Source organism: Blastococcus capsensis (assembly GCF_030165005.1).
Classification (GTDB): domain Bacteria; phylum Actinomycetota; class Actinomycetes; order Mycobacteriales; family Geodermatophilaceae; genus Blastococcus; species Blastococcus capsensis.
In genome coordinates, this window is record NZ_JASNNW010000007.1 from 163,763 (window position 1) to 186,018 (window position 22,256).

A 22,256-nucleotide genomic window follows, 5' to 3' on the forward strand; every position below is an offset into this window, starting at 1 on the left:
CGACTCCGCCGGCTCCCGCCACGGCGGGCCCGGCCACCACCTCGACGGGAGTCCCCCGGTCCCGACAGCAGGATCCGCGCTCGCGGAACCTGGCCCTGAGACGGAGGAAGAGGCATGACGACAGCCGCGCAGGCCACCGACGAGCACGAACGGAATCGCAAGCACGCCCAGCGAGGCGCCTTCTACGGGTTCTACGTGGACATGTTCGACATCTACCTGCCGATCATCGCCCTGGCGCCCGCGATCGGGTACTTCATCTCCCCCGATCTCGACGCGTCCACCACGGCCGTCATCACCGGCATGATCTTCGCCGCGACGCTGGTCGGCCGGCCCCTCGGGGCGCTCATCTTCGGCCGCTACGCGGACATGCACGGGCGCAAGAACGCCACCGTCATCGCGGTCGCCGGCTTCGGCATCCTGACGATCGTCGTCGGACTGCTGCCCGGGTACCAGACCTGGGGGATCGGCTCGGTCGTCGTCTTCGTGCTGCTGCGCTTCGTCATCGGCATCTTCGTCGGCGGCGAGTACACCGCGGCCAGCCCTCTGGCGATGGAGTACTCCCCGAAGGAGAAGCGCGGTCTCAACGGTGGCCTGATCATGACCGGCTTCCCGCTCGCCTACGTCTCGGTCGCCGTGATCACGTTCGTCATGCTGCAGATCGCCCCGGCCGGCGACCTCGACTCGCCGTACGTGCAGTGGGGATGGCGCATCCCGTTCTTCATCGGTGGCGCCATGGCCCTGGCCTTCGTCGCGTACTACCTGAAGAGCGTCCGGGAGTCGGAGCTGTTCGAGGGCAGCGGCGGCGGCGGGACCCCGGTGAAGGATCTGTTCACCGGCCAGAACCGCAAGAGCTTCATCCAGGTCTTCGTCCTCATGACCGGCTTCTGGCTCTCCTTGAACACCGTCACCGCCATCCTGCCCGGCCTGCTGGGCACCCAGAGCAACCTCACCCCGACCCAGATCAGCGTGACCCTCATCGTGGCGTACCTCGTGGTGGCCGTCATGTACGTCGTCTGCGCCGTCATCAGCCAGCGGACCGGCCGCCGGCCGTTCCTGATGGTGTGGGGCGGGATCGCCGGCATCGGCGGCACCGCGGTCTACGCCCTCTACCTGGCGACGAAGCCGCAGAACCTGTTCGTGGTCATGATCATGGTCACGGTCATCGCCGTGCTCGTGGTCTCGGTGTGGGGCCTCACGACCGTCTACATCAACGAGCGCTTCCAGACCGGGGTCCGGGCGACCGGCTTCGGGCTCGGCTACAGCCTGGCGGTGGTCATCCCCTCCTTCTACGCCTTCTACCAGTCCGGCCTGTCCGCCTTCATGCCCTTCGAGTGGACGGTGCTGCCGCTGCTGGTGATCGGCTGCGCGTTCATCACGGTCGGGGCGGCGATGGGTCCGGAGACCAAGGACGTCGACTTCGCCGCGGCGACGAAGGAGCCGGCACTCGAGCACTGACGGTCACCGACGCGACGGAGCCCTCCGCAGACGGGTGGCCACATGGAAGACAAACCCGGAACCCACCCCGAGCCCCCGCCGGGCGCCCCGGCCGGGGCGGGCCCTGGCAGACGAGGGGACGCAGTGGCGGAATCCGTGTCGGTGCACGGCAGCATCGGCAAGAAGGTGCTGCGGCCCCGCCAGCAGGTCGAGGACCAGATCAAGGCGGCCATTCTCTCCGGCTCGGTGCGTCCGGGCGACCGGCTGCCGGGCGAGGTCGAACTGGCCCGGCAGTTCGCGGTCAGCCGCACGACCGTGCGCGAGGCCCTGCGGTCCCTGTCCACGCAGAGCCTGATCACCAAGACCCCCGGGGCCGGGGGCGGCAGCTTCGTCCGCAACGTCGACCACTCCGCGCTGCGCAGCGCGCTCGTCGACTCCGTGCACCACCTGCTCGCGCTCGGCACGATCGAGTTCGAGGAGGTCGCGCTGGTCCGGCAGCACCTCGAGGTGCCGGCCGTGCGCCTGGCGGCCGTCCACCGCACCGAGGAGGACCTGCAGGAACTGCGGGACATCGTGGCCCTGCAGAAGTCGATCTCGGTGGAGGATCCCCGGGTGCCGGCCCTGGACGAGCAATTCCACGGGGCGATCGCCCGGGCCTCCGGCAACCGGGTGCTGGCCTCGTTCGTGAGCGCGCTGCACCTCGAGACCGAGCCGGTGCACTACCTCGACCTCTCCCCCGAGGTGGGCCGGACCACCGTGCGCCAGCACCAGCGGATCGTGCGCGCGCTCGCCGACCGGGATCCCGCAGCCGGCGAGGAAGCGATGATCGAGCACCTCACCTACCTGCGCGAGCACCTGCTGGCCTACCAGCAGCGCTGAGCGGCCCGCCCCGCCCAGGGGCAGCAGGCCGCGCTGTCGTACCCGTGCGGCACGGTGCCCGGCATGGACGTCTCCTTCACCGGTTCGGTCTTCCTCGGCATGAGCGTCGACGGGTTCATCGCCCGCCTCGACGGCGATCTCTCCTGGCGCACCGGCGGCGGCGAGGCCGGCGGTGCACCGGACGACGGCGCCGGCGGCGACTTCGGATTCGCCGAGTTCCTCTCCGGCGTCGACGCCCTGGTCATGGGCCGCGCCACCTACGAGTTCATCGCGCCGTTCGCCGACTGGCCCTACCAGGGGAAGCCGGTGCACGTGCTGAGCACCTCGCTGCCGGCCGACGTCGATCCGCGGATCACCGTGCACCGGTCGTTGGGGGAGACGGTGGCAGCGCTGGACGCGGCCGGGTACCGGCGGGTGTACGTCGACGGCGGCCGGACGGTGCACGCGTTCCTCGCGGCCGGCCTGGTCTCGGACCTGACGCTGTCACGGGTCCCGGTGCTGATCGGCACCGGGTTGACGCCGTTCGGCGAGCTGGCCGCCGACGTGCCGCTCGAGCACGTCGGCACGCGCAGCTTCGCCGGCGGGATGGTGCAGAGCACCTACCGGGTGCGGCGGTAGCGCCCTCAGGCCGCCGGGGCGTCGACCGGGATCTCCGGCCCGAGGGCGGCGCCCTGCTGGAGCTCGAGGTCGTCGCCGGACCAGAAGCTGCCCGGGTCGTACCAGTTGCGCGGCCGGTCGCCGCTGAGCAGGCCCATCGCTGTGTACGTGGCGGCCACCAGCTCGGCGCAGTACACCGCCTCGGTGGTGGTCCCCCGGCGCAGCCGGCCGTTGACCCACCCGCCGGCCAGGTGCCGGGTGGTCGGGAAGGGCCGGCCGTCCATGCGGGCGATCGTGCGGAGGACGGCGTTCTCCATCTCCGGGGAAACGCCACCGTCGTCCGCGGGGCCGACGAGCTGGCGGAGCCACGCCCGCTGGCCGTACTTCTGCCGCCAGGTCAGCACGGCGTCGCGCAGGTCGTGCAGCTGGACGCCGCGCTGGTGCCGGCCGGCCCACACGTCGGGCAGCGACCGGCCGAGCTCGGCGTGCCACAGCAGCGGAGGCAGGTCCTCCAGCACCACGGCCATGCCGACGTGGTTGACCGGGGCGTTGGTGAGGGTCTGGATGGCCCGGTCGGCGACCGAGGCGCCGCGGAAGACCCACACGTCGCCGGTGCGGGTGAGGTCGACCGCCTCGTCGAGGGTCAGCGGGGGCACGGCGCTACGTTACGGACGTGCGCCTCTGGAAGCTCCTGGGACTGGCCGGGCTCGCCGGCGTCGCCGCGACCGGCACCGTGCTGGCCCGCAATGAGCGGCAGCGCCGTGCGTACTCGCCCGACGACGTCCGCAGTCGCCTGCACGAACGGCACGCGGCCCTCGCCGCCGTCGCGGAGCCGGACCCCGTTCCGGGAGCCGAGCTGACCGCCGGCCGGAAGCACCGCCTCGCCCGCGTGCTGCGCCGCAGCTGACCGCGGGCGGCTCAGCCGGCCGACGGAGCGCCCGGCAGGACCACGATGCCGTCCTCGTCGGCGCACAGCCACTCTCCCTCGCGGAAGAGGACCCCGGCGAAGAGGACCGGCAGCCCGGTCTGGCCCGAGTGCAGACCGAGCTCGCTCTTGCGCGGGAACGCAGCGAGCGCCCGCACGCCGATCGGCTGCGCGGCGAGTTCGGCGACGTCCCGGACGCAGCCGTGCACGACCACCCCTGCCCAGCCGTTGGTCGCGGCGGCGACCCCGAGGTTCCCGCCCAACAGCGAGCACCGGCGCGATCCTCCGCCGTCCACCACCAGCACCCGACCCTCCCCCGGCCTGCCGACCGCCTCGCGCACCAACGTGTTGTCCTCGAACACTTTCAGCGTCGTGATCGGGCCGGCGAAGGCCGACCGGCCGCCGAACGACTGAAGAACCGGCTCGCAGACCTGGGCCGAGGGGTGGGCGTCGCAGAGGTCGGTGGTGGCGGGAACAGGCACGGCAACTCGCTCTCGGAGGCGACAGGCTCTCGTTATAACCTATAACAGTCGCCGTCACCAGAGGAGGAGTTCATGGCCAGAGGAGCTGGCGAGGACCTCCCCTTCATGACGAAGGGCGACCTCGCCTACGCCCGCATCCGCGAACTCATCCTCTCCGGAGATCTCATCCCGGGCGCCGTGCTGCCGCAGGTCGCACTCGCCCGGACCATCGGCATGAGCACCACTCCTCTGCGCGAGGCGCTCTGCCGGCTCAAGCAGGAAGGCCTGGTCGAGCTCGATGCGCACCGGGACGCCCGAGTACGCCCGCTGGATGCCACCGAGGCCCGCGATCTGCTGGAGGTGCGGGGTGCCCTCGACCCGCTGGCGGCGTCCCTCGCCACGCAGCGCCGGACCGACGCCGACCTCGCCGAGATCGCGGCCGCCCTCGCCGGCCTGGAGGCACTGCCCACCCGCCCCTCCACCGCCCAGCTGGAGAGCCACCACCGGTTCCACGCGGCCATCCACCAGGCCTCCCACAACGCCCTGCTGGTGCAGACGCTGGACGGCCTCTGGGTCAAGAGCGACCGTTACCGGCGGCACGGGCTCGAGACCGGGCGCAGCCAGGCCGAGCGCGATGCCCGGGCGACCGAGCACCGACTGCTGTTCGAGGCCGTCCGTGATCAGGACGCGGTGGCCGCGGCGGAGCTGATGCGCCGGCACGTGGCGAGCAGCCTCGGGGCCCGATCGGCCGATCGGCTGGCCGACGGCGGTGCCGGCACCGACCACCCCAGCCCGTGAGCGCCGACCCCGCGCGGCGGATGCTCGCCGTGCTCCTGCTGCACGCCGCGCTCACCCAGGTGATCACCTTCGTGCTGCGCCCCACGTCGGCCTACCGGGCGCTCGAGCTCGACGTTCCGGCGGCCTGGCTCGGGGCGCTCACCGCGTCCTTCGCCGTCGTCCCGCTGCTCCTCGCCGTGCCGTCGGGCCAGGCCACCGACCGCTTCGGGGAGCGGCGGGTGATGCTCGTCGGCGCGGTGCTCATGACCCTCGCCGCCGCCGTCTTCGCCACCGAACGCGGCGGCGCGGCCGGGCTCGTCGTCGGCAGCGTCGTGCTGGGCACGGGCCATCTGCTCGCCGTCGTGGGTCAGCAGTCCGCCGTCGCCAACACCGCCGGGCCCGGCCGGTTCGACACCGCGTTCGGCTACTACACCTTCGCCGCCTCCCTCGGGCAGGCAGCCGGACCGGCACTGATCACGTTGATCGGCGGTTCGGGCGCGCTCCCGCAGACGGCACCGATATTCCTGACCGCCACCGTGCTCGGCGTCGCGCTGCTGGGGTGCACCGCGTTCCTCCACATGCCTGCCCGCGCCGCGCCGGGATCCGCCCCCCAGCAGGGCGGGATGGGCACGCTGCTGCGACTGCCAGGTCTGCTCCGCGCCCTGCTGGTCAGCTGTGTGGTGCTGGCCGCCGTCGACATCACGCTGGTCTACCTGCCTGCCCTCGGGGCCGACCGGGGCCTGGCAGCGGGCTTCGTCGGGCTCCTGCTGACCCTGCGCGCGGTGGCCTCGATGGCCTCGCGCCTGTTCCTCGGCCGACTCGTCACCCTGGTCGGGCGGCGCCGGCTGATGATCGCCAGCGTGGCCCTGTCGGCGGGGGCGATGGGCGTCGTCGCCGCACCACTCCCCCCGCTCGCCATGGCCGCCGTCGTGGTGCTGCTCGGTCTCGGGCTGGGCGTCGGCCAACCGCTCACGATGTCGTGGCTCGCCGAGGTCGCCCCCGCCGGGCTGCGCGGCCGGGCCATGTCGCTGCGGCTCACCGGCAACCGGCTCGGTCAGGTGCTCATCCCGAGCACGGTCGGACTGGTCGCCGTCGGGGTGGGAGCGGCCGGCGTCCTCTGGGCCACCGCCGCCGCGCTCGCGGTGGTCGGCGTCGCCGCCCGGCGGCTGGCTGTGGACGGCCGCCCCGGCTCCTGAGCGGCCCGGCCTCAGGCCCCGGCGATACGCGCGACGACCGCGTCGGCGAACTCCCCGGTCGAGGCGGTGCCACCGAGGTCGGAGGTGCTGACGCCGCTGCGGACCGTCGCCCGCACCCCGGCGTCGATCCGCGCGGCGGCATCGATCGCCCGCCGGTCGGCGAACCGGGTCCCGAGCCAGTCCAGCAGCATCCCCGCGGACAGGATCATCGCGATCGGGTTGGCCAGCCCACGCCCGGCGATGTCCGGCGCGGACCCATGGGCGGCCTGCGCCATCGCGCGGTCGTCGGAGGCGTTGACCGATGGCGCGATGCCGAGCGACCCGGCGAGCTCGCCGGCCAGATCGGAGAGGATGTCGCCGAACATGTTCTCCGTGACGACGACGTCGAACTCCCGCGCCCGCCGGAGCAGGTGCACGGTCATGGCGTCGATGTGGAAGTCGTCCACCGCCACGTCGGGGTAGCCCTCGCCCACCTCCAGGCACACCCGCTTGAACAGCCCCGAGCTCAGCTGCAGCACGTTCGCCTTGTGCACGATCGTGAGCTTGTTCCGGCGGCGCCGGGCCAGCTCGAAGGCGGCGCGCGCGATCCGCTCGATCTTCGGGCGGGTGAAGATCCCCATCGCGATCGCGACGCCGGGGGCGGGCATGAACTCCCCGGACCCGGCCACGGTGTTGCGGTCGGCGTAGAAGCCCTCGGTGTTCTCCCGGACGATCACCAGGTCGGTGTCCGGCGCGATGGCCGTCCCGCCCTCGAAGCCGCGGGCGGGACGGATGTTGGCGTAGAGGTCGAAGCGCTTGCGCAGCGATCCGCTGGGGTTGAGCTGCGACCGATGCGGCTCGGGGTACGCCGCGCTGTCGTGCGGGCCGAGCAACCAGCCGTCCAGCTCGGCCAGCGTCTCGACCGTGACCGCCGGCAGCGCGCTGCCGTGCGTCTCGATCGCGGCGGCCCCGAGCGGCAGGTCGTGCCACTCGGCCGGCGGGGCGCCGGCGGCCGCGAGGGCGGCGTCGATCGCCCGGACGGCTGCGGGCACGATCTCCGGTCCGATGCCATCGCCGGGCAGGACGCCCAGCCGGTAGGGACGCATCGTGGACATGGCTGTTCTCTCCTCGGCTACTCGGGCGCGGGCCCGGTGGCGGCGGGCTGCTCCATGACCCACCACGTGCGGACGTCGACGAACTCCCGGACCCCGGAGGCGGCCGGCTCCCGGCCGTAGCCGCTGGCCCGGGTGCCGCCGAACGGCGATCGCACATCGGTGGCGACGACTGCGTCGACGAAGACGGCGCCCAGCCGGCCTGCGCGGCGGCCGCGCGGTCCAGTGCCGCATCGACGTCGTCGCCGGAGAAGGGCCGGGTACTCGGCGAGTCGCTCACCCGTCGCCGGGTCGACGGTGACGACGGCGCTCACGCGGGGGTCGCACCGCGGTCGCTGTCGGACAGGTGCTCGAACGTCTCACCGGTGGCGGTGACGGTGCGGGTGACGTCGCGGCCGCCGTAGACCCAGTAGATGGTCATCGAGCCCTGCCCGCGGTTGCGGAAGCAGTGCGGGACGCCGGCCGGGACCCAGGTGGCCTGGCCGGCCACCAGCTCGAACTCGTCGTCGCCGACGACCGCGGTCGCCTCTCCCTCGAACACCAGCACCGTCTCCTCGACGTTGTGCGAGTGCAGCGGGATACCGGTGCCGGGCGAGAACACGGTCATCCCGGTGGTGACCCGGTTGTCCGCACAGTTCCACTTCCCGACGAACGGCAGGGTGGCGACGCCGTTGCCGCGGTCGAAGCGCTCGATCTCCTCCGGCCGCAGCACCATCGACGGCGGGGCGGGCTGGGCTGCGGGCACGGTGCTCATGCGGACTCCTCGCAAGCGTGGGTGACCAGCAGCCGGCCGGGGGTGTTGGCCTGACCGACGAGGACCTGCTCGGCCACGGTGCGCCACCGCGCGAAGTGCGGCGCCGCCTTGTGGGCCGCGAAGGCCGCGGCGTCGGTGTAGAGCTCGTAGAGGAGGAAGCGGTTCTCGTCGCCCTCCACCGAGCAGACGTCGAAGCGCAGGCACCCCGGCTCGTCGCGCACCGACGCCTCCGCGTTGGCCGCGATCCCGGCGAGGAACTCCTCCCGCCGATCCGGCCGCACTTCCATCTGCACCAGCAGGCTGAACATCCGTCGCTCTCCGATCCTCCGGGGCTGTGTATGCGTTACTGTATACAGCATGGCATCCAGTCCGGTGCGGCTCTCCGCCCACGATCTCCGCGCCTTCGGCACCGACGTCCTCGGGTCGCTGGGCGTGCCCGCCGGCGATGCCGCCCTCGTCGCCGACAGCCTCATGCAGGCCGACCTCTGGGGCCACCAGTCGCACGGCCTGCTCCGGCTGCCCTGGTACGCCGCCCGGCTGCGTTCGCGGGCCATGCGCGCGGTCACCGACCCCGCCGTCCTCTCCGACACCGGTCCCCTGCTGCTGCTCGACGGGCGCGACGGCGTCGGCCAGGTGCTCACCGACCGCGCCCGGCGGCTGGCGAGCGAGCGGGCCCGTGCCCACGGCGTCGGCGTCGTGGGGGTCCGGAACTCCAACCACTTCGGCACCGCCATGTACTTCACCCGGCGTGCCGCGGCCGACGGGCTGGTCGCCGTCCTGACCACCAACGCCAGCCCGGCGATGGCGCCCTGGGGCGGGCGGGAGAAGCGGATCGGCACGAACCCCTGGTCGATCGCCGCGCCCGGCCCCGACGGCCGGGTCGTGGTGGTCGACATCGCGAACACCGCCGTGGCCCGCGGGAAGATCTACCTGGCACAGAACCGCGGTGAGCCCATCCCGGAGACGTGGGCGCTCACCGCCGCCGGCGCGCCGACCACCGATCCCGCCGAAGGCGTGCTGGGCGTGATCCTGCCGATGGCCGGGCACAAGGGCTATGCGATCAGCTTCCTGATGGACGTGCTCTCGGGCGCGCTCACCGGCAGCGCCGTGGGTACGGGCGTGCACGGCCCGTACGAGTCCGACCGGCCCAGCGGCTGCGGCCACCTCTTCCTGGCCCTCGACCCGGCCGCCTTCGGCGACCCCGCCGGGTACGAGCAGCGGGTGCGGCAACTCGTCGACGAGGTCAAGGACGTCCCGCTCGCCCAGGGCTTCGACGAGATCTTCTACCCCGGGGAGGTGGAGGACCGCGCCGAGACGGCGAACCTCGCCGCGGGCGGCGTCCTGCTGGCCGACCAGTCGCTGGCCGAGCTGCGCGCGCTGGCCGACGAGACCGGGGTGCACTTTCCGGCCGGAGCGTCGCGATGACCACCGGGACGGCACCGGACTCCCCGGCCGAGGTCAGCAAGGCCGAGCTGGTGCACCGGCGGCTCAGGGAGGAGATCGAGCTCGGCGAGCTGGCTCCGGGCACCCCGCTGTCGGAGCTGTGGCTGGTCGAGCGCACCGGGGCTTCCCGGACACCGGTCCGCGAGGCGCTGCGCCGGCTGGCGGCCGAGGGGCTGGTGGACCTGGTGCCCCGGCAGGGCGCCCGCGTGTCCCGGGTGTCGCTGCAGAGCGTCCGCGACCTGTTCGACTTCCGGGCGCTACTCGAGCCCGCGGCGATCCGCCAGGCCACCGAGGCCGCCGCCTGCGACCCCGCCGTCCGCCGGTCGTTCGCCGCGATGCGTGGCGAGTTCGCCCGCATCCAGCGCCGCGCCGCGTCGCCGGCCCGCGCCCGGGACTTCTACGCGCTGGCCGACCGCTTCGACTGGGCGGTCATCGGGGCGACCCGCAACGAGCACCTGCGGCGGACCATCGGCGAGCTGCGTCCGCACACCGCGCGGCTGCGCAACCTGTCGCACGTCGATCCGGCGCGCGTCGACGTCTCGGTCGTCGAGCACCTGGCCATCTGCGACGCGCTGCTGCGCGGGGACGCCGACACCGCGGCCGCCCTGACCGCCGATCACCTGGCCGACAGCGTCGCGACGATCTTCCGGAATCTCGCCTCCACCCCCGCCGCCGGCCTCGACGTGCTGCGCTGAGGCGAGGCCGTCAGTAGGAGGCCTTGACCGCCAGGACGGGGCAGTGCGCGTCGAGCAGGATGCGCTGCGCCGAGCTGCCGGTGATCAGCTTGCCGGTGGGCGTGCGGCGCCGCATGCCGATCACCAGCAGGCTCGCCTTCACGCGGTCGGCGACCTCGACCAGTTCCTCGGCCGGCACGTGGCCCACCTGCTGGTCGATCTCGAACACGATGCCGGACTGCTCCAGCGTTTCCCGGACGGTCGCCAGCGCCTCGGCCGAGGCGAAGCGGGGATCCACCAGCGAGTCGCCGCGGGTGGTGTTGACGACGTGCAACGGCTCGTCCCGCAGCCGCGCCTCGCGGATGCCGGCGGTGAGCGCGGCCTCGCCCTCGGGGGTGGGGACGTAGCCCACGACGATGGTCATGCGGGCATCCTGGCCGATGGGGACGGGCGCGGCAGCATTGTGCAGCTAACGGTCGTTTCGGTCGTTGCGTCGGCGTGGGTTCAGCGCGCCGACCGGAGCGTGAACCGGCGTTCGGGCCGACCGGCCGTCCCGTACCGCTGGCGGACTTCGGCCTGCCCCTGGGCGACCAGCTGCTCCAGGTACCGCCGGGCGCTCACCCGCGCCAGCCCCGTCCGCTCGCTGCACTCCGACGCCGAGAGCCCGTCGGTCCCCGCCTCGCCCAGCACCGTGCGCACCAGCTCGAGGGTCTCCGGGGCGATCCCCTTGGGCGTGGCCGCCGGGGCCGGGGCGGCGCCGCGGGCAGCGGCGAACACCCGGTCGACGTCGGCCTGCCCCGCCTGGTCGAGGACGTCGAGATCGGCCCGCACCCGCGCGTAGTGCTGCATCCGGTCCTCGAACGCCCGGCGATCGAACGGCTTCACCAGGTACTGCAGGACGCCGCCGTGCAGCGCGCTGCGGATGCTGTCGACATCCCGCGCCGCGCTGATGACCATGACGTCGACCGACGAGCCGCCCGCCCGCAGGCGCTTCAGCACGTCCAGCCCCGTCATGTCCGGGAGATAGACGTCGAGGAGCACCAGGTCCGGCGCCAGCCGGTCCACGGCCGCCAGGGCCTCGGTGCCGGTCGCGGCCGTGCCGACCACCTCGAAGCCCTCCAGTGCGCCGACGAAGCCGGCGTGCACCTTGGCCACCATGAAGTCGTCGTCGACGATCAGCACGCCGATCACGAGCTGACCAGTGCCGGCTCGACGGGCAGCCGGGCGGTGAACGTGGAGACGCCGTCCGAGGACGCCGTCACCTCCCCGCCCCGCCGGGTGCAGACCAGGTGAACCAGGGAGAGGCCGATGCCGCGCTCCTTCGAGGGGAGTCCGCCGGCGTCGCCGGCCGACGACGGCAGCGGCGTCCCGCCCTTGGTGGACACCCCGCGGCGGAACACCTCCCGCTCCATCCCGGCCGGCACCCCGGCTCCGGAGTCGCGCACGACCACCTCCACGTCGCCGTCGACGGAGCCGAGCGCGACCTCCACCCACCGGTGCGCCGACGTCGCGGCGGCGTCCAGGGCGTTGTCCACGAGGTTCCCGACGACGGTGGCGACGTCGGAGCTGAGCTCGCCGTCGAGGACCGGCAGCGCGGACTCCGGGGCGATCCGCAGCTCGACCCCGAGCTCGGCGGCCTGGCTGGCCTTGGCGATCAGCAGCGCCGCCACGGAGGGATCGCGGACGGCGTCGGTGACGGCTCCGGTGAGCTCCGACCGGCTGGAGCTGATCCGGTGGACGAAGCGCACCGCCTCCTCTGCCTCGCCCAGCTCGATCAACCCGGCGATGGTGTGCAACCGGTTGCTGAACTCGTGGGCCTGGGCGCGCAACGTGTCGGTCACGTGCCGGGTCAGGTCGAGCTCCCGGCGCAGCTCGAGCAGCTCGGTCCGGTCGCGGAGGGTGGTGACCGAGCCGATGCGCCGCCCGCGGCTGGTGAGGGGCAGCCGGTTGACCACCAGCACCCGGCCGGCGCTGGCCACCGCGCGGTCCCGTTCGACCTCTCCGGAGAGCAGCACCTGGCGCATCTCCTCGCCCACGCCCAGGTCCTCCAGCGTGCGGCCGAGGGCGTCGCCGGGGATGCGCAGCAACCGGATCGCCTCGTCGCTGATCAGCGTGACCCGGCCACGCAGGTCGAGGCCGACGACGCCCTCCCGGATGCCGTGCAGCATCGCATCCCGGTGCTCCACCAGGCCGGTGATCTCGGCCGGCTCCAGACCCAGGGTCTGCCGCTTGACGCGGCGGGCCACCAGCAGCGACCCACCGATGCCGATCGCGCTGGCCACACCGAGGTAGGTGAGCAGGTTCGGCGTCGCGGCGGCCAGGCCGTCGAGCAGCGAGGGGTAGCGGCGCTGGACGGCCACGAAACCGGCCACCTCCCGCTGCGGGCCGGTCAGCACCGGCACCATCGCGATCGCGGCGGGGCTGGTCTCGTACTCCCGCTCCCCCACCCAGGCCCGGCCCTCGAGCACGGCGCTGTTCCCGAGCGGGAAGCGGGTGCCCAGCTGCGCCGGGTCCGCGCTGGCCAGCACCCTCCGGTCGGCATCGGCCACCACGACCGACGCCGAGCCCGAGACGCTGCGGGTGCTCTCGGCGGCCACGCGGATGTAGGCCTCCCCGCCCTCGGCCACCGCCTCGCGGAGGATCCGGGCGTTGGCCAGCGTCTCGGCGACGGCGAGGGCGCGCCGTCCCTCGGTCTCCTGGGCCCGCTTGGTCGACTGCGCGACGGTCACGGCGGCGACACCGACCAGCACGACGCAGATGATCACCACCTGCAGGGCCAGCAGCTGGCCGGCGAGCGAGAGCCGCCGGGTCATCGGTGTCTCCTGACGGTCGGAGGAGTGGGCGCGGGCAGTCCACCACGCAGGTCACGAGGCCGTGAGCGTGGACACAACGACCACAAAGCTCATTGCGCACGCAAGGGTGACACCACCCACGGCCGTTGCCATCTTCGCCTCACGCGGTGGTTCCCCCCACCCGAGACTCAGGAGGACAAGATGCGCACTGCTTCCCTGCGGAAGCTCACCGTCGGCGCGGTCGCCGCCGGGCTGGTGCTCACCGGCTGCGGCACGACCGCCGAGGGCGGCTCGGCGTCGGGCAGCGGCGAGGACGGACCGGTCAGCGGCCTCCGGGTCCTGGTCCCCAACTCCCCGGGCAGCGGGTACGACACCACGGCCCGCGTCGTCGCCAAGACGATGGAGGACGTCGAGCTGGCCAGCGGCATCGAGGTGTTCAACCTCGAGGGCGCCGGTGGCACGGTCGGCCTCCAGCGGCTCGTGAACGAGGACGGCAACGCCGATCTGCTGATGCAGATGGGCCTGGGCGTCGTCGGCGCCTCGTACACCAACGAGTCCGAGGCGACGCTCGAGGACACCACGCCCATCGCGCGGCTGATCGAGGAGTCCGAAGCGATCGTCGTCCCGGCCGACTCCCCCTATCAGACGCTGGACCAGCTCATCGAGGCCTGGAAGGCCGACCCGGGCGCCGTCCCGGTCGGCGGCGCTTCGAACCCCGGTGGCCCCGACCACCTGACGCCGATGCTGCTGGCCGACGCCGTGGGCCTGGACCCGACCACCGTCAACTACGTCTCCTACGACGGTGGCGGAGAACTGCTGGCCGCGATCCTCGGCAACCAGATCGCCTTCGGCGCGACCGGGATCGGCGAGGTCGCCGAGCAGGCAGCCGCCGGCGATGTGCGCATCCTGGCCGTCACCAGCGAGGAGCCCGTCGAGGGCGTGGACGCGCCGACGTTGACGGACGAGGGCGTCGACCTGGTCTTCACCAACTGGCGCGGCATCGTCGCCGCCCCCGGGATCTCCGAGGAGGAGACCCAGCGCCACGTCGACCTCGTCACCGAGATGCACGACAGCGAGGAGTGGCAGCAGGCGCTGGAGACCAACGGCTGGACCGACGCCTTCCTGACCGGTGACGAGTTCAGCGAGTTCCTCGGCGAGGAGAGCCAGCGCGTCCAGACCATCCTCGGCGAGCTGGGGCTGGCGTGACCTCTGCCGCCCCCGGCAGCACCAGGGAGCAGGGCCGCTCCGAGTTCGGAGTGGCCCTGTTCCTCGGCGCGCTCGGCGTCCTCGTCATCGTCCAGGCGCTGCTCCTGCCGGAGAGCCTGATCGTCCGGGGTCCGGTCGGACCCAAGGCGGTGCCCCTGGTCGTGGGAACCCTGCTGGTGATCGTCGCCGTCGTGCTGGCCGTCGACATCGCGCGTGGTGGGCGCGGCGAGCCCGAGGGCGGCGAGGACGTCGACCTGACCGGCCGCAGCGACTGGGCCACCATGGCACTCCTGGTCGCGGCGTTCGCGGCCAACGCGCTGCTCATCGAGAGCTTGGGCTGGCCGATCTCGGGCGCGATCCTCTTCTGGGGAGCCGCCTTCGCACTCGGCAGCCGGCACTACGTCAGGGACGTGGTGATCGCGCTCGTGCTGTCGGTCGGCAGCTGGTACCTGTTCGTCCTCGGGCTGGGCATCGCCCTCCCGGTCGGCGTGCTGCGGGGGATCCTCTGATGGGCGCGCTCGGCGAACTGCTCAACGGGTTCGGCACCGCCCTGTCCCCCGAGAACCTCCTGTACGCCTTCCTCGGCGTGCTGCTGGGCACCGCCATCGGGGTCCTGCCCGGCATCGGGCCGGCCATGACGCTCGCCCTGCTGCTCCCGCTGACCTACGCCCTGCCGGTGACCAGCGCGTTGATCATGTTCGCCGGCATCTACTACGGCGGCATGTACGGCGGGTCCACCACCTCGATCCTGCTGAACACGCCCGGCGAGAGCGCGTCGGTGGTCACCGCCATCGAGGGCAACCGGATGGCCAAACGGGGGCGGGCGGCCCAGGCGCTGGCCACCGCCGCCATCGGGTCGTTCGTCGCCGGCACCATCGCGACGCTGCTGCTGGCGTTGCTGGCGCCGACCGTCGCGGAGATCGCGCTCCTCATCGGTCCGGCGGACTTCTTCGCCATCATCGTCCTGGCCTTCATCGCGGTGACGTCCGTGCTCGGCAGCTCCCGGGTGCGCGGCCTCGCCGCCCTGGGACTCGGCTTGACGATCGGCCTGGTCGGGATCGACGCGACCTCGGGTCAGCAGCGGCTGACCTTCGGCATCCCCGAGCTGGCCGACGGCATCGACATCGTGATCGTCGCGGTCGGGCTGTTCGCCGTCGGCGAGGCCCTGTGGACCGCCGCGCACCTGCGCCGGGCACCGATCCAGATCATCCCCGTCGGCAGCGGCCACATGAGCCGCGACGACTGGCGGCGGTCCTGGAAGCCGTGGCTGCGCGGCACCGCGATCGGCTTTCCCTTCGGCGCCGTTCCGGCCGGCGGGGCGGAGATCCCCACCTTCCTCTCCTACGTCACCGAGCGGAAGCTCTCCAAGCACCCCGAGGAGTTCGGGCACGGCGCCATCGAGGGCGTGGCCGGACCGGAGGCCACCAACAACGCCTCGGCCGCGGGCGGCCTGGTCCCCCTGCTGACACTCGGACTCCCGACGACCGCCACCGCCGCGATCCTGCTGGTCGCCATCCAGACCTACGGCATCGAGCCGGGACCGCGGCTGTTCGACACCGAGCCCGAACTCGTGTGGGGCCTGATCGCCAGCCTCTTCATCGGCAACACGATGCTGCTCGTGCTCAACCTCCCCCTGGCACCGCTGTGGGCACGGCTGCTGCGGATCCCGCGTTCGTACCTCTACGCCGGGATCCTGTTCTTCTCCGCCCTGGGCGCGTACGCGGTCAACGCCTCGCCGTTCGACCTCTTCCTGCTCCTGGCGATCGGTGGCCTGGGCTTCATGATGCGGCGCTACGGGCTGCCGGTGCTGCCGGCGATCATCGGCGTCATCCTCGGGCCCTTCGCCGAGGAGCGGCTGCGCACCGCGCTGCAGATCAGCGACGGGGACCTCGGCGGGCTCGTCACCCCGCTCTCGGTGACCGTCTACGTGATCGTCGTGCTCGTCCTGCTCTGGCCGCTGGTCCGCCGGCTGCTGCCCGGCAAGGCCGCGGTGCCCGTCCTCTCCGAGGCAGCGCACGAGGTCGAGGAGTCGCACTCCCACCACGGGCTGACCGAGTCCGTGTCGGCCGAGCGGGGCGTCGGCGGCGAGGACCGGACGCCCTGAGCTCCGCTGCCGGGGAGGGCGCGTGCACCCGCCCTCCCCGGCCGTCGCTCACCGGGCGGCCGAGCGCCCGTCGACGGCGTTGCCGGCCGGATTGGACCGGAAGACGTTGCCCTCGGTGGGGCCGACCGGCTCGTCGGCCATCGCCAGCCGCCGCAGCAGCGGCTCGACCAGCAGGTCGTAGACGCCGGGCAGCAGCCGGAAACCGGCGGTGATCAGCGGGTTGAGCAGCCCCGCCTGCACGACGCGCCGGGGCCGGTCCAGCGTCGAGAGGATGATGCCGGCCGCCCGCTGCGCCGAGTAGACGGGCGGCGGGGGTGACCCGTGGACCCCGGCGTACGTGGCTGCCTGCACGTAGATGGGCGTGTCGACCCCACCGGGCTGCACGATGGAGACCGAGATGCCGGGCTCGTCCCGGGTCTCCTGCTGCAGCACCCGCGCCAGCGCCAGCTGCCCCCACTTGGCGACGGTGTAGCTGCCCAGCAGCGGGGTCGTCACGGTGCCGAGGAGCGAGTTCACGATCACCAGGTGTCCGGCGTGCTGCCGGCGGAACACCGGGAGCACCTGCCGGGCCACCGTCGCCGTGCCGTTCAGCGACGTGGCGACGACCCGCTCGTAGACCTCCTTGGGCACGTCCTCGATCCGGCCGTAGGCCATCACCTGGGCGGAGTGCACGACGACGTCGAGCCGGCCGAACTCCGCCACCGTCGCGGCGACGACCCCCGCGACGGCCTCCTCGTCGAGCACGTCGGCCGGGCAGACCCGCACCGCGGCCGCCCCCGCGGCTCGCACCTCCTCCGCGGCCTCCTCCAGCGACTCCCGTCCGCGGGCGACCAGCACCACACGGGCGCCGCGCTCGCCGAGCTGCACCGCGGTGGCCCGGCCGATGCCGCTGGAGGCGCCGGTGACCAGGGCGGTGAGCGGGCGTCGGGTGCCCTCGGGGATCGACACGGGTTCTCCTCGCCAGCAGAGGGGCGCCGCATCCCCGGCCGCCCGATGTCGGTCGCGCACTACCCGGTCGTGCCGCCGGTCATGCCGTCGAGCCGGGCCAGACACGCCAGCAGCCAGCCCGGACCGACCCGGTCGGCCCGGTCGGGCAGCCGCGCCCGCAGCCCCCGGTCGGCGGTCACCACCAGCGTCGGGGAGTCGAGCTCCGCCACCGCTGCGACCAGCGCGTCGTCGCCGCTGCCGGGCGCCCGCACCACCGGGACGCCGTCCGGCGCCGCCACATCCCGCGCCGCCCCCTCCACGACGGCCACGACGCCGGTGCAGGTCAGCGGCGTGCCCTCCGGCCCCTCGACGGTGGCACCCGGCAGCCCGGCCAGCCGGCCCAGCAGCCGGCCGGCGGCCCCGGCCCGGTCCCGCCACCAGCCGTCGGGACGGCTGCCCACCACGTTGGCGACATCCACCACGACGAGCACCGCGCTCCCCCCTCCCCCCGACTCCTACGCTGCGGCGCATGTGCCGCAACATCCGCCCGCTGGCCCATTTCGAGCCGCCCGCCGCGGACGACGAGATCCGCGCTGCCGCGCTGCAGTACGTCCGCAAGATCAGCGGTACGGCCAAGCCGTCGCGGGCCAACGGCGAGGCGTTCGACCGCGCGGTGGCCGAGGTGGCCGCCGCCTCGGCCCGGCTGCTGGAGAGCCTGGTGACCACGGCACCGCCCAAGGACCGGGAGGTCGAGGCGGCCAAGGCGCGGGCCCGGTCAGCCGCCCGCTTCGGCAGCTGACCGCCGGCCCGTCGTCGGTCAGTTCTCCGACGCCGGCCCGATGTCGTGCGGGTCGGGCGTGCGGAACGGCGGTTCCTCCGGCGGGTCGGTCTGCGCGTCGCCTCCCTCGGCCGGTGGGCGGGTCGCCTCGGCGGGACGGTCGGGTTCCTCCCCGGCGGGGCCGTATCCCTCCGCGGGTGGGGGTGCGCCAGGCCCCGGGTCAGCGGCGGGGATGCCGTCGTCAGGACGGCCGAGGTGCGGTTCGAACGGGCTCGACATCGACATGGTCCGGTCCCTACCCCGCGACGGCGTCCGCATCCCATCCGGCTCGCGGGCGGTCCGCTGCCGCACCATGTCGGGCCGGGTGCCCGACGGCCAGGAGAGGGTCACCTAACCTGCAGGGGTGACGACTGCGACGGAGGTGGGGTCGCCGGCCGGCTCGCGGACGGATGCCGGAGCCGAAGCAGGGGCGCCCTGGTCGCCGGTCGAGCTGCTGCCCGCGCTCCTCGTCGCCGTCCTGGGCGTCGTGCTGCTCGCCCCCGGGCACGGCCTGTGGTTCGACGAGCTCTTCACCGCCGAGGTGGGCCGACTGCCGCTGGGCGACATCCTCACCGCGATCACCACCGGAGTGGGTACCACCAGCTACCTGGCCGACGTCCCGCCGTCGTACAACGCCCCCTACTACCTCGTCATGTACGTGTGGCACGCCGTCCCGGGGCTGGGCGGGGACACGTCGCTGCGGGTGCTCTCCCTCCTGGCCACGGCGGGTGGGCTCACCCTGGCCACCCGGGCGCTCACCCGCCTCGCCGGCCGGGGCACCGGCCTCCTCGCGGGCCTCGTCCTCGCGGCGAACCCGCTGGTGCTCGAGCAGGCCGTGGAGGCGCGCAGCTACGGGCTGGCCGTGCTCGCCACCGGGGCGACGGCGCTCGGGCTGGCCCGCTGGCTGCAGGAGGCGCCCCGGGGACTGCTGCTGTTCGGGCTCGCCGGGGCCGGCATGGGGCTGGCTCATTGGTACGCGGTCACCGTGCTCGCCGCCTTCGTCACCGCGGCGGTGCTGCTGCGGCGCCGCCGCGCGATCCCGGTCGTGCTCACCGGGGCGCTGGCCGCCCTGCCGCCCGTGGGTTTCGTGGCCCTCGCGGTGCTCAACGGCACCGGTGCGCGCAACGCCGAGCACCTGCGCGACACCGACGGCGGGCTCGTCGGGATGGCCGCGGAGGCGTGGGCGGGCGGGCGCACCCCGCTGCTCTACCTCACCCTCGTGCTCGCGCTGGTCGGCGCGGTCCGCGCCCGCGGTGCCCGCGTCGTCGCCACCAGCTGGGTGGTGGTGCCGCTGCTGCTGCTGCTCGCCGCCGAGCTCGTGCGGCCGGTCTTCCTCCCCCGCTACCTGCTGGCCGGCCTGCTGGGGCTGGGCGTGCTCGCTGCCGCGGGGGCGATGTCCCTGCCGCGCGTGGCCCGGGTGCCGGTCGCGGCCGTGCTGGTCGGCTGCTCGCTGCTCGCCGCCGCGCCGCTGGCGGAGCGGGGACCGCGCGAGCGGGCCGACGAGGTCGTGGCGCTCCTGACCGAGCTGCACGAGGCCGGCGAGCCGATCGTCGCCGCCGACCAGCGCTCGGCGATCGGCCTGGACCACTACGTGCGCACGTCCGCCCCGCAGCTGCGGCCCGACGTCGTCCTCCCCCCGGACGACGCCCCGGCCGACGCGGACCGGGTGTGGCTGGTCCGCCGCATCGTCCGCGGCGAGCCGATACCCACCGACGACGACGCGATCCTGCGGGACGCCGGCCTGCGCATGGTCCGGCAGTACGAGTTCCCCGCGGACAAGACGTTCCTGGCCCTCCAGACGTGGGCGCGCTGAGCCCTTCCGTTCAGCGGCGGGCGCGCAGCGCCCAGGACAGCGACCGGGCCGACTGCCGCAGCCGCGCACCGGGCGTCCAGGCCGACCGCCCGACCGGACGCTGGTCCCGGACCACCGGCACGCTGGTCGTCGTCCGGCCGGACCGGCCGACGGCGAGGACCACGCTGGGCGCGCCGCGCTGCTCCACCGCCGCCACGACGGCGGCGCGCACGGCCGGGCCCATGGCGAGGAAGGCGCCGGCGTCCGGGGGCAGCCCGGTGAGCGCGGCGGCCACCCGCCGGTGCAGCGTGCCGGTGGCGCGGCGCAGCGGGGACTCGTAGCGACCGCGCCGGCCGGCGAAGACCGCCGCCACGTCGCCGGCGGCCAGCCGGTCCAGCAGCAGCGGGACGGCCTCCGGCGGGTCCTGCAGGTCGGCGTCCAGGCACACCCACACGTCCGCGTCGGGCTCCTCCGCGAGCCCCCGGGCCAGCGCGGCGTGCTGACCGACGTTGACCGTCAGCCCGGTGACCGCGATCCGCCCGTCCCGCGCGGCCAGCTCGCGGGCGACCCGGGCGCTGTCGTCCGGGGAGGCGTCGATGACCAGCCGCAGCCGCCAGTCCCGGCCGGGAAGCGCGGCGGCCAGCCGGTCGGCGAGCTCGGGCAGGGTTGCCTCGTTCCCGTACACCGGCACGACCACGGCCACCCGCGACCCGGTGCCCGCGTCGCTCACCCGGCCGCCCAGGTACGTGCCAACCCCTCGGCGAGGTCGACCGTCGGCGACCAGCCGAGCAGCCGGCGGGCCAGCGCCGGGTCGCAGACCCAGTCCGCGGTGTCCCAGCCACGGCCGGGGTGCGCGCCCGGCACGGTCGCGATCGGCCGTCCGGTGACCCGCTCGGCGACCGCCACGAGCTCCTCGGTGCTGGTCTGCACGCCGGTGCCGATGTTGAGCACCACGCCCGGCGGCAGGCCGTCGTCCACGGCGGCCCGGAGGCACGCGTCGACGACGTCACCCACCCAGACCCAGTCCCGCCGGCTCAGCCGGGCGGGCAGGTCGACGGTGCCCCCGTCGCGGGCCGCGGCCATCACCACCGGGACCAGCCGGGTGGGGTGGTCGCCGGGCCCGTAGACCTGGAAGGCGCGCAGCACCGCGGCCCGGATGCCCCGCTCGGCGGCGGCCGCCTGGAGGAGCAGCGAGCCGGCCGCCTTGGTGGCGCCGAAGAAGCCGCGCGGTTCCAGGGGCGCGTCCTCCGCCAGGGGGCGGGAGGCGGCGGCGTACTCGGTCGACGAGCCCAGCCGGACCACGGTGCGGCAGCGATCGGGCAGCGCGTCGACCAGCCAGGGGCTGGTGTTGACCGCCACCGTGGCCGCCCGTTCGGCCGGCGTGCCCTTGGCCCGCCCTGCGGCGAGGCTGAACGCGACGTCGGGGTCGGCCGCCCGCACCGCGGCCGCAGCGGCGACCGGATCGGCGAGGTCGACGTCGCGGCGGGTCAGGCCCGTGACCTGCCAGCCCTCGTGCTGCAGCCGTGCCACCAGGTGCCGCCCGACGAAGCCGCCGGCACCGGTCACCAGTGCTCTCACGCCGGCTGCGCCACCTGGGCCCCGGGCAGCCCGGCGACGGCCGCGGCGAACGCATCCCGGAGCTCCAGGGCCCGCTCGGCGTCGGCGCGGCGCAGCTCGTCCAGCCCGGCGAGCAGCCGGGGCACCTCGACGAAGGGGTCGCGACCGGCCATGTCGGCGGTGAACGCACGGCGCAGGAAGGTGAATCGAGCACCGATCCGCACCAGCTCGGCGGCCAGCAGGTCCCCCGCCAGCGGGAAGCCGTGCCCGGGCAGCGTCAGGCCGCCCACCCCGAACGGCATCGGTACCTGCGCCCGCACGTCGTCGACCGTGCCGTCGACGAGCGGCCGGAACAGCTCGGTGGACCGGCGGTCGATGCGCAGGTCGTTGAGCCCCACGTAGATCCGGGCGAGCGGCCGCCGGACGAGCTCGCCCACCCGGTCGACGGCGTCCTGGGTCTCGACGAGGATGCCCAGGGGGATGCGGCCGGCGACGACGTCCAGTGCCCGGTCGACCTCCTCGGCCGACCGCACCATGGGCAGGAGCAGTTCGTCGGCCCCGCGGTCGACCGCCTCGGCGACCTCCTCGGCGGTCCACGGCCCCAGGCCGTTGATCCGGCAGAGCAGCCGGCCGGGGGTGGCCGCCCGCACCCGCGACAGGTCCGCAGGGGTGTCGGCGTTGATCTGCGTACCCTCACCCGCTTGGCGGTGCAGCTTGCCGCGCCGCTCCCAGTCGACGACGAGCCCTGCCGCACCCGCGGCGACCACGTCGCGGCCCCAGGCGGCGTCGGTGGTGAACAGGAACAGATCCATGCCGGGTAGCTTAGGCTC

General features: G+C 74.0%; 28 protein-coding genes. 13 read left to right on the forward strand and 15 right to left on the reverse strand.

What is annotated here, in order from left to right:
• Nucleotides 1-114 precede the first annotated feature (114 nt).
• From QOZ86_RS08325 to QOZ86_RS08335, 3 genes are all read left to right on the forward strand, one after another.
• On the forward strand, nucleotides 115-1,455 hold the full coding sequence (locus QOZ86_RS08325) for an MFS transporter (protein WP_284491490.1): 1,341 nt from the start codon (nucleotides 115-117) through the stop codon (nucleotides 1,453-1,455).
• Between the two features lie 123 nt (nucleotides 1,456-1,578).
• On the forward strand, nucleotides 1,579-2,313 hold the full coding sequence (locus tag QOZ86_RS08330; RefSeq protein WP_284491491.1) for a FadR/GntR family transcriptional regulator: 735 nt from the start codon (nucleotides 1,579-1,581) through the stop codon (nucleotides 2,311-2,313).
• Nucleotides 2,314-2,376: 63 nt separating this feature from the next.
• Nucleotides 2,377-2,931: a dihydrofolate reductase family protein gene (locus tag QOZ86_RS08335; protein ID WP_284491492.1), complete on the forward strand. Its 555-nt coding sequence runs from the start codon at nucleotides 2,377-2,379 to the stop codon at nucleotides 2,929-2,931.
• A 5-nt stretch (nucleotides 2,932-2,936) separates the two neighbouring features.
• Here QOZ86_RS08335 and QOZ86_RS08340 read toward each other — a convergent pair whose 3' ends face one another.
• Nucleotides 2,937-3,566, reverse strand: a complete 630-nt coding sequence (locus QOZ86_RS08340) for a hypothetical protein (RefSeq protein WP_284491493.1) — start codon at nucleotides 3,564-3,566, stop codon at nucleotides 2,937-2,939.
• A gap of 17 nt (nucleotides 3,567-3,583) precedes the next feature.
• On the opposite strand from QOZ86_RS08340, the gene QOZ86_RS08345 reads away from it, so the two are divergent.
• Nucleotides 3,584-3,817: a hypothetical protein gene (locus tag QOZ86_RS08345; RefSeq protein WP_284491494.1), complete on the forward strand. Its 234-nt coding sequence runs from the start codon at nucleotides 3,584-3,586 to the stop codon at nucleotides 3,815-3,817.
• Nucleotides 3,818-3,828: 11 nt separating this feature from the next.
• Here the strand turns inward: QOZ86_RS08345 and rraA are convergent, their stop codons facing one another.
• Nucleotides 3,829-4,317 (reverse strand): ribonuclease E activity regulator RraA, encoded by a 489-nt coding sequence (gene rraA, locus QOZ86_RS08350; RefSeq protein WP_284491495.1) that lies wholly within the window; start codon nucleotides 4,315-4,317, stop codon nucleotides 3,829-3,831.
• A gap of 72 nt (nucleotides 4,318-4,389) precedes the next feature.
• Between rraA and QOZ86_RS08355 the strand changes: the two genes are divergently transcribed.
• A complete protein-coding gene (locus tag QOZ86_RS08355; RefSeq protein WP_284491496.1) occupies nucleotides 4,390-5,094 on the forward strand; it encodes a GntR family transcriptional regulator in 705 nt (234 codons plus the stop codon).
• On the forward strand, nucleotides 5,091-6,269 hold the full coding sequence (locus tag QOZ86_RS08360; protein ID WP_284491497.1) for an MFS transporter: 1,179 nt from the start codon (nucleotides 5,091-5,093) through the stop codon (nucleotides 6,267-6,269). The genes QOZ86_RS08355 and QOZ86_RS08360 overlap by 4 nt, the downstream gene beginning before the upstream one ends.
• 11 nt (nucleotides 6,270-6,280) lie before the next feature.
• Here QOZ86_RS08360 and QOZ86_RS08365 read toward each other — a convergent pair whose 3' ends face one another.
• The 4 genes from QOZ86_RS08365 to QOZ86_RS08380 are packed head-to-tail and all read right to left on the reverse strand — an operon-like array spanning nucleotide 6,281 to nucleotide 8,422.
• Nucleotides 6,281-7,363: an isocitrate/isopropylmalate dehydrogenase family protein gene (locus QOZ86_RS08365; protein ID WP_284491498.1), complete on the reverse strand. Its 1,083-nt coding sequence runs from the start codon at nucleotides 7,361-7,363 to the stop codon at nucleotides 6,281-6,283.
• A gap of 17 nt (nucleotides 7,364-7,380) precedes the next feature.
• Complete coding sequence (locus tag QOZ86_RS08370) at nucleotides 7,381-7,674, reverse strand: hypothetical protein (protein WP_284491499.1); 294 nt, start codon at nucleotides 7,672-7,674, stop codon at nucleotides 7,381-7,383.
• Nucleotides 7,671-8,114, reverse strand: a complete 444-nt coding sequence (locus QOZ86_RS08375; protein ID WP_284491500.1) for a cupin domain-containing protein — start codon at nucleotides 8,112-8,114, stop codon at nucleotides 7,671-7,673. Before QOZ86_RS08375 ends, QOZ86_RS08370 begins: the two co-directional genes overlap by 4 nt.
• Nucleotides 8,111-8,422, reverse strand: a complete 312-nt coding sequence (locus QOZ86_RS08380) for a putative quinol monooxygenase (protein WP_284491501.1) — start codon at nucleotides 8,420-8,422, stop codon at nucleotides 8,111-8,113. Before QOZ86_RS08380 ends, QOZ86_RS08375 begins: the two co-directional genes overlap by 4 nt.
• 49 nt (nucleotides 8,423-8,471) lie before the next feature.
• On the opposite strand from QOZ86_RS08380, the gene QOZ86_RS08385 reads away from it, so the two are divergent.
• Both QOZ86_RS08385 and QOZ86_RS08390 read left to right on the forward strand, forming a co-directional pair.
• Nucleotides 8,472-9,539 carry an Ldh family oxidoreductase gene (locus QOZ86_RS08385; protein WP_284491502.1) on the forward strand — a complete coding sequence of 356 codons (1,068 nt, stop codon included), beginning with the start codon at nucleotides 8,472-8,474 and terminating at the stop codon, nucleotides 9,537-9,539.
• Nucleotides 9,536-10,252, forward strand: a complete 717-nt coding sequence (locus tag QOZ86_RS08390) for a GntR family transcriptional regulator (RefSeq protein WP_284491503.1) — start codon at nucleotides 9,536-9,538, stop codon at nucleotides 10,250-10,252. Before QOZ86_RS08385 ends, QOZ86_RS08390 begins: the two co-directional genes overlap by 4 nt.
• A gap of 10 nt (nucleotides 10,253-10,262) precedes the next feature.
• On the opposite strand, the gene QOZ86_RS08395 is transcribed toward QOZ86_RS08390, so the two are convergent.
• The 3 genes from QOZ86_RS08395 to QOZ86_RS08405 all read right to left on the reverse strand — a co-directional run bounded on the left by QOZ86_RS08395 (nucleotide 10,263) and on the right by QOZ86_RS08405 (nucleotide 13,044).
• On the reverse strand, nucleotides 10,263-10,655 hold the full coding sequence (locus QOZ86_RS08395) for a universal stress protein (protein WP_284491504.1): 393 nt from the start codon (nucleotides 10,653-10,655) through the stop codon (nucleotides 10,263-10,265).
• 80 nt (nucleotides 10,656-10,735) lie between these two features.
• Nucleotides 10,736-11,422, reverse strand: a complete 687-nt coding sequence (locus QOZ86_RS08400; RefSeq protein ID WP_284491505.1) for a response regulator — start codon at nucleotides 11,420-11,422, stop codon at nucleotides 10,736-10,738.
• On the reverse strand, nucleotides 11,419-13,044 hold the full coding sequence (locus tag QOZ86_RS08405) for a sensor histidine kinase (protein ID WP_284491506.1): 1,626 nt from the start codon (nucleotides 13,042-13,044) through the stop codon (nucleotides 11,419-11,421). The genes QOZ86_RS08400 and QOZ86_RS08405 overlap by 4 nt, the downstream gene beginning before the upstream one ends.
• Nucleotides 13,045-13,224: 180 nt before the next feature.
• Here QOZ86_RS08405 and QOZ86_RS08410 point away from each other — a divergent pair, with 180 nt between their 5' ends.
• Genes QOZ86_RS08410 through QOZ86_RS08420 form a run of 3 tightly spaced genes read left to right on the forward strand, consistent with a single transcriptional unit; the run spans nucleotide 13,225 to nucleotide 16,333 of the window.
• Entirely contained in the window at nucleotides 13,225-14,229 is a 1,005-nt protein-coding gene (locus QOZ86_RS08410) for a Bug family tripartite tricarboxylate transporter substrate binding protein (RefSeq protein WP_284491507.1), read from the forward strand.
• A complete protein-coding gene (locus QOZ86_RS08415; protein ID WP_284491508.1) occupies nucleotides 14,226-14,738 on the forward strand; it encodes a tripartite tricarboxylate transporter TctB family protein in 513 nt (170 codons plus the stop codon). The genes QOZ86_RS08410 and QOZ86_RS08415 overlap by 4 nt, the downstream gene beginning before the upstream one ends.
• Nucleotides 14,738-16,333, forward strand: a complete 1,596-nt coding sequence (locus QOZ86_RS08420; protein ID WP_284491509.1) for a tripartite tricarboxylate transporter permease — start codon at nucleotides 14,738-14,740, stop codon at nucleotides 16,331-16,333. Before QOZ86_RS08415 ends, QOZ86_RS08420 begins: the two co-directional genes overlap by 1 nt.
• A gap of 48 nt (nucleotides 16,334-16,381) precedes the next feature.
• On the opposite strand, the gene QOZ86_RS08425 is transcribed toward QOZ86_RS08420, so the two are convergent.
• Entirely contained in the window at nucleotides 16,382-17,281 is a 900-nt protein-coding gene (locus QOZ86_RS08425; protein WP_284491510.1) for an SDR family NAD(P)-dependent oxidoreductase, read from the reverse strand.
• A 59-nt stretch (nucleotides 17,282-17,340) separates the two neighbouring features.
• Nucleotides 17,341-17,751: a hypothetical protein gene (locus QOZ86_RS08430; protein ID WP_284491511.1), complete on the reverse strand. Its 411-nt coding sequence runs from the start codon at nucleotides 17,749-17,751 to the stop codon at nucleotides 17,341-17,343.
• A 38-nt stretch (nucleotides 17,752-17,789) separates the two neighbouring features.
• Here QOZ86_RS08430 and QOZ86_RS08435 point away from each other — a divergent pair, with 38 nt between their 5' ends.
• Nucleotides 17,790-18,059: a DUF2277 domain-containing protein gene (locus QOZ86_RS08435; protein ID WP_284491512.1), complete on the forward strand. Its 270-nt coding sequence runs from the start codon at nucleotides 17,790-17,792 to the stop codon at nucleotides 18,057-18,059.
• A gap of 18 nt (nucleotides 18,060-18,077) precedes the next feature.
• On the opposite strand, the gene QOZ86_RS08440 is transcribed toward QOZ86_RS08435, so the two are convergent.
• Entirely contained in the window at nucleotides 18,078-18,323 is a 246-nt protein-coding gene (locus tag QOZ86_RS08440; protein ID WP_284491513.1) for a hypothetical protein, read from the reverse strand.
• A 118-nt stretch (nucleotides 18,324-18,441) separates the two neighbouring features.
• Here QOZ86_RS08440 and QOZ86_RS08445 point away from each other — a divergent pair, with 118 nt between their 5' ends.
• Nucleotides 18,442-19,890: a hypothetical protein gene (locus QOZ86_RS08445; protein ID WP_284491514.1), complete on the forward strand. Its 1,449-nt coding sequence runs from the start codon at nucleotides 18,442-18,444 to the stop codon at nucleotides 19,888-19,890.
• Nucleotides 19,891-19,900: 10 nt separating this feature from the next.
• Here the strand turns inward: QOZ86_RS08445 and QOZ86_RS08450 are convergent, their stop codons facing one another.
• From QOZ86_RS08450 to QOZ86_RS08460, 3 genes are read right to left on the reverse strand one after another with little or no spacing between them, the layout of a single operon-like run.
• Complete coding sequence (locus QOZ86_RS08450) at nucleotides 19,901-20,599, reverse strand: glycosyltransferase (protein WP_284491515.1); 699 nt, start codon at nucleotides 20,597-20,599, stop codon at nucleotides 19,901-19,903.
• On the reverse strand, nucleotides 20,596-21,447 hold the full coding sequence (locus QOZ86_RS08455; RefSeq protein ID WP_284491516.1) for an NAD-dependent epimerase/dehydratase family protein: 852 nt from the start codon (nucleotides 21,445-21,447) through the stop codon (nucleotides 20,596-20,598). The genes QOZ86_RS08450 and QOZ86_RS08455 overlap by 4 nt, the downstream gene beginning before the upstream one ends.
• A complete protein-coding gene (locus QOZ86_RS08460; protein ID WP_284491517.1) occupies nucleotides 21,444-22,238 on the reverse strand; it encodes an aldolase/citrate lyase family protein in 795 nt (264 codons plus the stop codon). Before QOZ86_RS08460 ends, QOZ86_RS08455 begins: the two co-directional genes overlap by 4 nt.
• Nucleotides 22,239-22,256: the final 18 nt, after the last annotated feature.